8 protein-coding genes and 1 pseudogene are annotated in these 11,515 nt (G+C 50.4%); 4 read left to right on the forward strand and 5 right to left on the reverse strand.

The window, feature by feature from the left end; all coding sequences use genetic code 11:
* The 5 genes and pseudogenes from FVR03_RS25260 to FVR03_RS22515 all read right to left on the reverse strand — a co-directional run.
* A pseudogene (locus tag FVR03_RS25260) lies at window positions 1–91 on the reverse strand (phage tail protein); the annotation flags it as partial.
* Window positions 92–226: 135 nt separating this feature from the next.
* Window positions 227–2,152, reverse strand: coding sequence for a phage tail sheath family protein (locus FVR03_RS22500; protein WP_147924034.1), 1,926 nt, complete (start codon window positions 2,150–2,152; stop codon window positions 227–229).
* Between the two features lie 17 nt (window positions 2,153–2,169).
* Window positions 2,170–3,363, reverse strand: coding sequence for a hypothetical protein (locus FVR03_RS22505; RefSeq protein WP_147924035.1), 1,194 nt, complete (start codon window positions 3,361–3,363; stop codon window positions 2,170–2,172).
* Window positions 3,360–3,899: a Pvc16 family protein gene (locus tag FVR03_RS22510; RefSeq protein WP_187270271.1), complete on the reverse strand. Its 540-nt coding sequence runs from the start codon at window positions 3,897–3,899 to the stop codon at window positions 3,360–3,362. Before FVR03_RS22510 ends, FVR03_RS22505 begins: the two co-directional genes overlap by 4 nt.
* A gap of 276 nt (window positions 3,900–4,175) precedes the next feature.
* On the reverse strand, window positions 4,176–5,471 hold the full coding sequence (locus tag FVR03_RS22515; RefSeq protein ID WP_147924037.1) for a patatin-like phospholipase family protein: 1,296 nt from the start codon (window positions 5,469–5,471) through the stop codon (window positions 4,176–4,178).
* A gap of 1,336 nt (window positions 5,472–6,807) precedes the next feature.
* Here FVR03_RS22515 and FVR03_RS22520 point away from each other — a divergent pair.
* The 4 genes from FVR03_RS22520 to FVR03_RS22535 all read left to right on the forward strand — a co-directional run.
* A complete protein-coding gene (locus tag FVR03_RS22520) occupies window positions 6,808–7,308 on the forward strand; it encodes a (2Fe-2S)-binding protein (RefSeq protein WP_147924038.1) in 501 nt (166 codons plus the stop codon).
* On the forward strand, window positions 7,305–8,300 hold the full coding sequence (locus tag FVR03_RS22525) for an FAD binding domain-containing protein (RefSeq protein ID WP_147924039.1): 996 nt from the start codon (window positions 7,305–7,307) through the stop codon (window positions 8,298–8,300). Before FVR03_RS22520 ends, FVR03_RS22525 begins: the two co-directional genes overlap by 4 nt.
* Before the next feature lies 1 nt (window position 8,301).
* Window positions 8,302–10,527 (forward strand): xanthine dehydrogenase family protein molybdopterin-binding subunit, encoded by a 2,226-nt coding sequence (locus FVR03_RS22530; protein ID WP_147924040.1) that lies wholly within the window; start codon window positions 8,302–8,304, stop codon window positions 10,525–10,527.
* Window positions 10,528–10,582: 55 nt separating this feature from the next.
* A partial coding sequence (locus tag FVR03_RS22535) for a xanthine dehydrogenase family protein molybdopterin-binding subunit (RefSeq protein ID WP_147924041.1) occupies window positions 10,583–11,515 on the forward strand: 933 nt, incomplete at its 3' end.

Here is an 11,515-nt window from a genome sequence, read left to right on the forward strand (position 1 = left end):
GTATGTCCAGGCCCGTTACCTCGGTGAAGCCTACTTTGCTTCCTCCCCATTCTACCAGGAAGTGAAACTTGGGAAGCGGATAATCTGCCATTAGTTCTTCTGCTTAAAGTGAAAACGCTTGTTTAAATTGCTTATCTGACTCAGTTTGTCTCTTTTAGAAACACCCCTTCTAACCCTCCATTCAAAACTATAATTTCTAATTTTGAATTTCTGATTTGGTGAAGCCCTAAGACTCAGCCATTTTATGGGAGAATTTAAGGATGATGAATTCGGCGGGCCGTACTGCTGCCATGCCTATTTCCACAATCATGCGGCCTTCCAGAATATCGATCGGGTTCATGGTTTTGCCCAGGCCCACGGCTACATAAAAGGCATGTTCGGGCTTGGCTCCCTGTAGCGCTCCCTGCCGCCAGATAAAGTGCAGGAAATTCTCGATCATAGCCTGTACTTTTACCCAGGTATTGGCATCGTTGGGCTCAAAAACGAACTGCTCCGTTGCCTTTTTCACCGATTCCTCTACCATTACAAACAGCCTGCGTACCGGAATATAGCGCCACTCGTTGTCGTTGCCGGCCAGGGTACGGGCACCATAAACAAGCGTGCCCTTGCCAAAGAAAGTGCGGATGGCGTTGATCGATTTTCCGGCCGTAACGTCTACGTTCAGGGCATCTAGTTGCGACTTGGTGAAGGTAACGGCTGGTTCTACCACATTGGCCAGGCTCACGTTGGCAGGCGCTTTCCAGACACCGCGGGTGCGGTCTACCATGGCGTAAACACCTGCTATGGCCCCGCTTGGCGGCATGGCGGCCAGGCTGTCTCGTACACCAGCCAATATCTGCTTATACACCGGAAACGAATTCACCAGGTTCTTCTCCAGTTCCTCGGCATGTTTGCTGGCCGTGCCTACCAGCAGCGACAGCACCGCATTGTTAACAGGCTCAAATGCTGCCTGAAGTTGCGTAACTGTGCTTTGAAGTAAAGCCTCATCGTCGGCACCCGCTATCAGGTTAGTGGCCGGAGCCCCTACAACTCCTTCCCAAGCGCCAGCATCAAAGGTGCCGGCCGCATCTACTTGCACACTATAAGCAGCTATATCGGCGGCGGCTTCTGCATCCAGGCCAACGATATGCGCGAAAGCCGGGCTGAAGGTATTTTTTACATAGCCTTCGAGGGTGGTTTTAAGTTCAGCATTGGTAATTTCGGAACCAGACACCAAGGTATTCACCATTTTCCCGATAGCCTCCAGATAATTAAAAAGTGCCTCTACCTCACTTACTGTCTTATTCGTGTTAAAGTCGGCCATCAGTTCGTTAAACTTATCACGCAGAATGAAAGAAGGAGCAATGGCCTCTATCTTATCCTGAATGCTGGCTACATCGGCAGACGCCTGATCTACTTTATCAAGCGCTTCGTGTAAGGCAGCATCGGAGGTAAGACCTTTAAGCGAAATTTTGGAGTTACTTCTAAAAAGAACATCATCTTTATTCACATCCTTGTACTTCACATTTTTGGGTAGCGATACTTTAAGCCAGGGCGTGTAAGCCATGCCGTAACTAAGGAAATTAATGCCAATGTTATTCCTGAACTGAACGCCAAGCGGATCATCGGCTTTCAGATCCAGAATGGTGACACGGTCCATGCGCATTTCATCGGCACAATGCTTCAGGGCTGCCTGCTGCACGTCTTTGAGCTTGTCGGCAGTAAGATTTGCGGCATCCGGAAAGAGCAGAATGGTGGGTTCATCTTCTTTCATCAATGCCTCCAGTCCCTTCTTAAAATCCTCGGCATCGAGTGTGGCTCCGTAAAGGCCCACCGCCATAATGTAGCAGTCGCCCCCGCCATTGGCGAAAAACAGGCGCAGGCTATCGTACATAAATTTGGTGTTGCTTACATCCGCCGACTTAAAGTTATTGGCATCGTCGAGGTCAATGCGGGTGATGGTCGGTGATGGACCTTCTCCATAAAATAACTCATACTCTACCAGAGAGCCAATCCGTTTGGGCTTCAGCAGCAGGTCGCCTTTGGTTATTTCATCCATCTTTTCGGTATAACCAATAAAGGCTGGGATGGCAGTTTCGACCTGCGCTACCGATGGCGGGAACTTGGCAATCTCCTCGACAAAAACACCAGGAGTTTTATATACAGTAGCCATAATAATGATCTTTTAAGTTAGAAGTTGATGAACGTTTCTGTTGTAAATAGTTCTTCCTGTTTATCGAGCAGCCGGTCGCCCCGCGGACTAGGTAAGGGGGAGGCCACTACCAGCGTGCCCGTGTTGCCACTCAGGGTCTTGCGGGGCTGGTCTGATAACGGGATCGGTTTAAGGGAGATAAACTGCCGCAGGCCAGCTTGCTGAAAAGTAAACTCACCGCTGCTGTCGTGTATGGTGTCGATGTCTTCGGTTCGGGTTTTGTAGCGCCAGTACACACTCCTGCTGCCAAAGTGAAGGGTGAACTTAATATTCTTTAAAGTGCCGTCCGGCTTCAGAAAAGAGAGCGGCTGGTCCTGCGGGAGGTGATACAGGTCCAGGAACATGGGAGTACCGGCCACCTCTGCTGCAGCCGGGTAGTACACAAAATGTGTTTCGGCATTTACCGAAATTTTATATAAACCCGCCGGAAGCTTCCTAAAATCTACGGGCACCTGGTCGTGGGGCTCATTGAAAGAGACACGCTGGCTTGCCATTTTTTTTGTATAGTTGCCGTTGGGAGCCTGATAGGCAAACAGGCTTACCTCATGCACGGTAGCCGGAGCCGCCGCTGTAATGGCGTGGTGCGGCCCTGCCAGTACAATCGGGTATGTTTCTCCTGCTTCTGTTACCACAGTATCCTCGCCACTCACAAACTGCTTTTCCTCGCGCAACACCCAGAAATCTTTTGCGGCCTGGCTGTTGTTGGGTTGTTGGTTGCCGCTGTTCTTTTTAATGGCTTCGTAGGTTTTGCCATTGGTTCCCTTGGCGAACTCTCCGGGTTTGTAGCTGTTTGTGTTGCTGTAGCTGCCGATGGGCGCAGTAAGATAATTTACAGTGCCTGTGCTGCTGCCTTTCAGGTTGCTGAACCAGAAACACTTAAAGCCAGCTTCGGGCAGCGGCAGGTTGGTAAAGTTTACATAGTTCGGCGACTGTGGCTGCAGCATAAAGGAGAAGCGGGTGAATAGTTCCGGCAGCGCTACCGGTTTATGGGCGGCATCCAGGCGGACCACCACCAGCAACTGGTTCTCGACCTGCCGCAGCAGGCAGCCACTTTCTTTCAGGAGACGCGCCGTTTCGGGCAGCGGCACGAACAGCACCTCTTTCCATTTGCCGCTGCCGAAATAATCGTGCAGCACCTCGATCGAGAATAATATCTGGTAACGGAGCGTCATCTGTGAATAGAAGAAGTTTCGGTGATAATGGTTTCGATCAGTTTACCTTCAGTGGCTACAGCGTCTTCATCTTCCACGGTGAGTTGCCGCACTTTATACATCACAGAGGGCATGTATTTCCCTCCCAGGGTGCTCCAGATGTGGTTTATCTGCTCGAAGTTGAGCGAGAATAAATCGGCATGAAGCTGCAGAATTCTGCTGTCGAGGCTGGGGTGTGTGAGCGGCGTAAAAAAGCTGTTGGACTGGAAGAACTGCATAATCAGCGTGATCATGCGCAGGCTGTCGGAGTAGGTGTTCATGTTGGCGGCCAGCAGGATGTAGATGTTCACGTACAGGGGCGGGTTCTTATATAACACGCTCGTGTCTGTTTTCCGGTAGTTCTCCCGCACCTTGGCCACCTTGTCTTCCTCTATATTGATGAGCGAGAGCACGGTTCTGTTCACCAGCGAGTTTTGCCCCTGGTCACCGTCTGCGGCTTTGGCAATATTCCCCAGCACCAGGCGGGCATCGGTGGTGGCCCCAAGCTTCTGGTTCAAGAACTTGTTTAACTCGACAGCCAAAAAACTCAGGGATTCGCTGATCATACAAACAGCAGCTTAATTTTACATAACCAGAAACAGCCTTACTGCCTGTTATAGAAAGCAACAGACGTAGGACAAAAACGCACCTCCTGAGTATTCCCCAGATCACGTAGGTTCAGTAGCACGCTACCAGCAATTATTCTAATGGAAATAGCCTTCCAAAGCCAAAACGTCTGTTTTTGCTCAAGGGTCGCCAAGCCTTGTCGGGTTGTTTGGCACCAGCTACAGGTATTAGTTTGGGCTAACGTCTGCTAATAGCGGATCGGGAGTAGGCATTTGTGCATCCATTTCAGCAGATGCTTTGTTTACATGAACCAGTTCCTGACGCAGTTGCTTATATTTTTCCCAGTTAAACCTGGTCAGGAAGGTAGCTGCACCGCGCACGCCTACTTCGAACAAGCGCCTTTTCTCGGCATCAGGCATGTTAAAGTCGAGCCAGTTAAAGCTGGCGGTGTCGAGGCAATGCACCAGGTGCTTGTAATCGGGGTTGCGGGAGATAAAGTCGAAGTCGTGGGTTTGGCGGGCAGAGTCGAAGATGGCACCGAGCAGGTCGGGCACTTTGCGGATGATGCGGGGGTGGTGCCGGTCTACGCCCAATTTTACGCCGAAGGTAGGTGCGTTCGGGACTTTGTTATGGTTATGGAACAGGTCGATCGGGAAGTTGGAGTTTATGCCGCCATCCAGAAAAAAAACTTCATCTGGCACATTACCGCTATAGCCTACCTTGCGCCATTTTTCGAGCTGCTTCTCGCCGAACGGAAGGTTCCTGAGGCGGTACGGGTGGAAGAAGAACGGGATAGACATGGAAGACCGCACAAAGTCGGCAGGGTTTACCTGGTCTGGGTTTGCCCAATACAGGTCAGACATCTCCGGAAAATTAACTTTGGTTTGGGTGGTGATATCGGCTGCTACAAGAGCAAAGCGGCCTGCATCAGCCGCCGCATAAGGCGTGCCATCGCGTAACCGGAGCATGTCGTTGCCCTGCTTGCGCAGTTCCTTTAACTTGGCCAGAGTATCTACATTCTTCTTTTTCAGCAGCTCACTCATCCAGTTATGAAAGTTGGAACCCGGATTGAGGCCAAAATCTTCCCGGATGTTATCGATTACCTGCGCCCCTTTCCAGGCTAGTTTCAGGGCGCGGCTTTTGGAGGTAACAGCTTTTATAAAATCTTTGGCATCGGAATCGCCATCCACGAAATCGTAAAAATCCTTTTCGGCCATAATTTCAAGGAGCCACTCGCTGCTAGGCTTGTTTTTGGGTCCGGCCGCAGCCATGAGCAAGGCATTGATAGAGCCTGCCGAGGTTCCGCCCAACTGCAAAAACCGAATACCGAACTGCTCCAGTGTATACACGTAGCCCACCAGGGCAATTCCGAGCATGCCGCCTCCTTCCATCACGAGGTCTACATATTGGTTGCCTTCCTCGTCTACTACATCCGAAAACTTCTTATTTTTCAGGTGATCGCGGAGAGACTCCAGCTCATTTTGCACAAAGCCATTGTTGGTGGTAAAGTCTTCTGTTTTCATAGAGTTGTGGGTTAGGGTATTCAAAACAAACAAATCAGTTACAAGAGCCTATTACTGCGCGCTTCTCTTCGCTCCGGTGGCAGAACAGGTGTAAGATGTTCTTTGGCTTGGAATAGCCATGGTTAAGTATGCTCCTGGTTGCATTAAAGCATCCTGTTTTTCCACCTAATCACCAAATATGTCCTTCTTATAAAGGTGCTTCCGGGAATCTCTTTGCACGCACGCATGCCCCATACCATTTTATAGCTGGTGCAGCAACACGAAGCCGGAACAAAGCAGTCCCCCCCTTCCTAAAGTAGAGAAGGGTTTTATCAGGTTGCTTCATAGCTTGAAAAGGCTTGGGGTTTGGCGGATACAAAGAAAACCTGCTATGCTCCAATGAGCATACATGCTTACAGTAAAACAAAAGCCAGCAAAAATCACGAGATGGAAGGATGGGTGCAGAATCCTTCGACAGGAGCAGGTATGTAAAGGGTACCCGGAACCTAAGGTAGCATTAGCTGATACGCGCGTAGAGCTTTATGATCAGGAACAATAATGTGAATATACGTTGTAAATATATGAAAAGCAAAATTTTATTTTAATTATTTATTAAGTAATTATTTAAAGTTCAGCTCTTTACAATCAAAACAACTACTATACTGTAGTTTAAACAAGATATCTTAAATGAGATGTTAAATTACCTGCAGTTGCATATTTTTTCCGAAAGCATATGATAGGTATTAAAACGTTTGCTGCACCTGTTGTAGGTTACCAATTATTTGAATGAAAAAGGCCTTCGGTAAGTATTTTTACACTTCAAGGTTCAAGGGCATAAAAGGGGATTTCTGGTGTGAACAAATTACACGGAGAGACTTGGTAAATACAAATTTAAAAATGCCATGTTCCAGGTCTGGCTGCTTCATAAGTAAATAGATACTTTACCAGATATTTAAATATTACATAAGCCTACTGCAAGAGAAACAGGCTCATTAAACTATAGCCTTACCTGTACCCCCTCGTACAAACCGCAAACCGGTAGGTCTGCATCTGCTGCGCATCAGATCCTGCCACACGTCTGTTTCTATAGGGCATTTTCGCCAAAGCCTGCCGCGTACAGGTCAACTGCACCTAAAAAATGACACTTTTCCGGCATCTGGCTTTAACAATAAAATGTTGCTACCCGTATTTCTTTCTTACAACCGTTGCAACAACTAAAATCAGGTACAAGAATTTGCTGGCCACATGTTGGCGCAAAGGCAAGGCTCACCGGAAAAATCGCTGCAGACAACTCCTGTGCAATCTCAGCTTAAGTGAGAAACAGGGAACTACAACACGTAAAAACAAACGAAACACTATGGCAAACCATTCTCCTACTACAGCGCCTACCGAAAAAATATCGCTGAAGATTAATGGTGCGGAACAACAACTAACCGTAGCAACCTGGACCTCACTGCTCGACCTGTTGCGGGAGTACCTGCACTTAACCGGCACCAAAAAAGGCTGCGACCACGGCCAGTGCGGCGCCTGCACCATCCTGCTCGATGGCAAGCGCGTTAACTCCTGCCTCAGTCTGGCAGTGATGCACGACGGCTCCGAAATCACCACCATCGAGGGCATTGCCAATGGCGACCAACTGCACCCGGTACAGCAGGCTTTTGTAGAGCACGATGCCTTTCAGTGCGGCTACTGCACCCCCGGCCAGATCTGCTCTACCATCGGGCTTATAAACGAAGGCAAGGCAAAGACGCTAGATGATATTCGGGACCTGATGAGCGGTAATATATGCCGGTGCGGAGCTTATTCTAACATCGTAAAAGTGGTGCAGGAAGCACTGGAAAGGAGCCAGAACGCATGAGACCTTTCACCTACAACCGGGCCACAGATGTGGCTGCTGCCGTAGAGCAGGTTAGCCTGAACAAAGAGGCCAAATTTATTGCCGGCGGCACAAACCTGCTCGACCTGATGAAGATTGACGTGATGCACCCGCAGCACCTGGTCGACATTACCCGGTTAGCCCTGAACACCATAGAAGACACTGCTAACGGAGGATTACGACTGGGCGCACTGGTTACCAACGCCGACACAGCCTACAACGAAAAAGTGGAGCAGCGCTACCCGCTCCTCTCGCATGCTATACTGGCGGGTGCCTCTGCCCAACTGCGCAACAAAGCCACCGATGGCGGAAACCTGTTGCAACGTACCCGCTGCTACTACTTCTACGACAAAGCTACTCCCTGCAACAAGCGCGAACCTGGCTCCGGCTGCTCCGCCAAAGAAGGTTTTAACCGCATACACGCCATACTAGGCACCAGCGAGCATTGCATTGCCACGCATCCATCTGATATGTGCGTGGCTCTGGCTGCTTTAGAAGCCACAGTGCAGGTAAGCGGCCCCAACGGAGATCGTGCTATACCGTTTGCAGATTTCCACCGCTTACCCGGGGACACCCCGCACATAGATTCCAACCTGAAAGAAGACGAGATAATTACAGCCATTGAACTGCCGGCCAAAGGCTTTGAGAAAAACTTTACGTACCTGAAGCTGCGCGACCGCCAGTCGTATGCATTTGCATTGGTATCAGTGGCAGCAGCATTGGACATGGACGGGAACACCATAAAAGAAGCCCGCATTGCTTTAGGTGGTGTTGCACACAAACCCTGGCGAAACACAGCCGCCGAAGAAATGCTTGCCAACCAACCTGCTACAACTGAAAACTTCCGGAAGGTGGCAGAAACCATTTTACAAGAAGCCAAAGGCTTTAAATACAATGCCTTTAAAATAGAGTTGGCCAAACGCGCCATTGTACGGGCTTTACAACAAGCCGCTAAACTGGAGGAGGGAGCATAAGATGCAGACAAAATACATTGGTAAATCTGTGAGCCGCGTAGACGGTCCTGCCAAGGTAAAAGGCGAAGCAAAATATATAGCGGAGTTTAATGAGCGGGAGCATCTGCATGGCTATGTCATATCCAGCAGGATAGCCAAAGGAAAAATAACGAAACTTGATGCCAGCAAAGCCCTGGCCTTAGATGGCGTTGTTGAGGTGTTTTCGCACCAAAACCTGCCCCGCCTGGCCTGGCTCGATCTCAGCTACAAAGACATGGATGCCCCGCCCGGCTCTCCTTTCCGGCCACTCTATAACAACAAGATAAAGTTTAGCATGCAGCCTATCGCATTGGTTGTAGCTAAAACCTTTGAGCTGGCGCGCTATGCCTCTCTGTTAGTAGAGGTGGAGTACGAGGTGGAGCCACACATTACCAACCTCGAAGATAACCTGGACAAGGCGCAGGAGGCCAGCGGCATGCGCTTTGGCTATGAGCCTCCCTCCTCCCGTGGCAACTTCGAAGCCGCGTATGCAGAAGCCAACGTAACCCTGGAGGAAAGCTATTTTCATGGGGCGGAACACCACAACCCGATGGAGATGCATGCTACCACCGTGTTCTATGAGAAAGACGACACCCTGACTATTTACGACAAAACCCAGGGAGTACTGAACAGCCAGCACTACGTTGCCATGATTTTCGGTTTGTCCAAAGATCGGGTGCGGGTGCTATCGCCGTTTATAGGTGGGGCCTTTGGGTCTGCCCTGAGACCGCAGTACCAGCTGTTCCTGGCTACGCTGGCCGCGCTGGAGCTGAAGCAGTCGGTTAAGGTAGTACTTACGCGGCAGCAGATGTTCTCTTTCAGTCACCGGCCTATAACCCTGCAAACAATGACTTTAGGTGCCTCCCCAGACGGCAAGCTGCAGGCAATCAGGCATGCGGCTTATTCTGAAACATCGCAGTTCGAGAATTACCTCGAGAACATTGTAAACTGGTCTGGCAAACTATACTCCTGCGATGATGTGGAGCTGGAGTACAAACTTGTGAAGCTGGATACTTACTCACCGCTAGATATGCGGGCTCCCGGAGCTGCAACCGGCGTAGTGGCACTGGAGTGTGCCATGGATGAACTCTCCTACAAGCTGAACATAGACCCGCTGGAGCTCCGGCTGCGCAACTACACCGACATCCAACCCGGCTCTAAAAAGCCATTCTCGAGCAAAGAACTGCGCGCCTGCTACCAACAGGGGGCCGAGCGCTTCGGCTGGGATAAGCGGAACCCGCAGCCACGCTCCATGCAGGAAGGCCATAACCTGGTTGGCTACGGCATGGCCACCGGCATATGGGATGCCATGCAACTACCCGCCAGGGCCAAGGCAGTTTTCACAGCAGATGGAAAATTAACGGTAAGCAGCGCCACCGCCGATATAGGTACCGGCACTTACACCATTATGACGCAAATAGCCGCCGAAACCCTGGGGCTGCCACTGGAGCAGGTAACAGCCCAGCTCGGCGATAGCTCCATGCCATTATCGTTGCTGGAAGGAGGATCGGCCACGGCAGCCTCTGTTGGCACAGCGGTAATGTATGTGTGCCAGAAGCTGCAAAAGAACCTGCTGAAACTTGCCCGGAACCTAAAGAACTCTCCCTTCGCCAAAGCCAAGCTGGCCGATGTGCTGTTCGAGGACGGCAACATGATCTTAAAAAATGACCCGGAAGTTAGCATTGCACTTACAACCATTCTGCAGCAAAACGACCTGAAGGTACTGGAGAAGAAAGCAACGGCGATGCCGAACCTGCTGAAGCAAAGCCGCTATGCCCGTAACACCCATTCTGCTGTTTTTGTGGAGGTTCATGTAGACGAAGACCTGGGCACCATTATCGTAAAACGGGTGGTAAGCGCTATTGCAGGTGGTCGTATTCTGAATGCTAAAACAGCTCATAGCCAGATATTGGGTGGCGTGGTTTGGGGCATCTCGATGGCACTGCAGGAAGACACGTTTATGGACCATACTTTTGGTCGTTTTATGAACCACGACCTGGCTGAGTACCATGTTCCTGTTAATGCCGACATCCGCGATATTGAAGTCATTTTTGTAGAGGAGCAGGACAAGGTGGCAAGCCCGATTGGTGTGAAAGGCCTGGGAGAAATAGGCTTGGTAGGTGTAGCGGCGGCTATTGCCAATGCCATTTATCATGCCACAGGTAAACGCGTAAGAGACCTGCCTATTACCCTAGACAAAGTTATGTAGCCTGCCATTTTAAGTAAAACCAGGAGAAAACCGAATAAGCATATAGCAGCCAGGTATGAAAACAACTTATAATGGCAAACCCGAAAGCCGGGTAGACGGCAAAGCAAAAGTAACCGGCGAAGCCCGTTATGCTGCCGAGTTTACGACAACAGGATTACTACATGCCTACGTCGTCTCCAGCGAGATTGCCAAAGGCACTATTCAGAGCATAGATACCAGCCAAGCTTTAAAAGTAGCGGGTGTGGTGCATGTTTTTACGCACGAGAACCGACCACAAACCGCCTGGTTCGATAAAAGTTACCAGGATGAGGACTCGCCGCCAGGTTCTCCGTTCCGGCCGCTCTATAGCAACGAAATTCAGTTCAGCCAGCAACCCATTGCCCTGGTAGTAGCCGAAACGCTGGAGCAGGCCAGGTACGGAGCCATGTTGGTTAAAGTGGAGTACCAGCAGGAGCCACATACCACCGATCTGCTTGCCAACCAAAACAAAGCCTACGTGCCGAAGGAGTACAAGTCGCAGCCGCCACCCGAAAAGCGAGGCGATGCTGACAAAGCTTTTGCCGGTGCGGCAGTTAAAGTAGAGCAGAGTTATTTCCATACGGCAGAGCATCACAACCCGATGGAGATGCATGCTTCTGTTGCCATTTGGGAAGAGGACGGCACCCTGACCGTGTACGACAAGACACAAAGCGTACAAAACAGCAAAAAGTACATCTCCCAGATCTTCGACTTGTCGGAGAAAGAGGCACGGGTGCTCTCGCCGTTTGTAGGAGGTGCCTTTGGTTCGGGGCTGCGGCCGCAATACCAGCTGTTTTTGGCGGTAATGGCCGCCCTACACCTGAAACGCTCGGTAAAGCTGGTGCTCACGCGGCAACAAATGTTCTCGTTTGGGCACCGGCCTGCCACACTTCAAAAAGTACAACTCGGTTCCTCAACAGATGGCAATCTGCAGGCGGTTCGGCACGAAGCATTTGCCGAAACATCAAGG

The sequence above is a fragment of the Pontibacter qinzhouensis genome (assembly GCF_008017455.1).
Taxonomy (GTDB): Bacteria; Bacteroidota; Bacteroidia; order Cytophagales; family Hymenobacteraceae; genus Pontibacter; species Pontibacter qinzhouensis.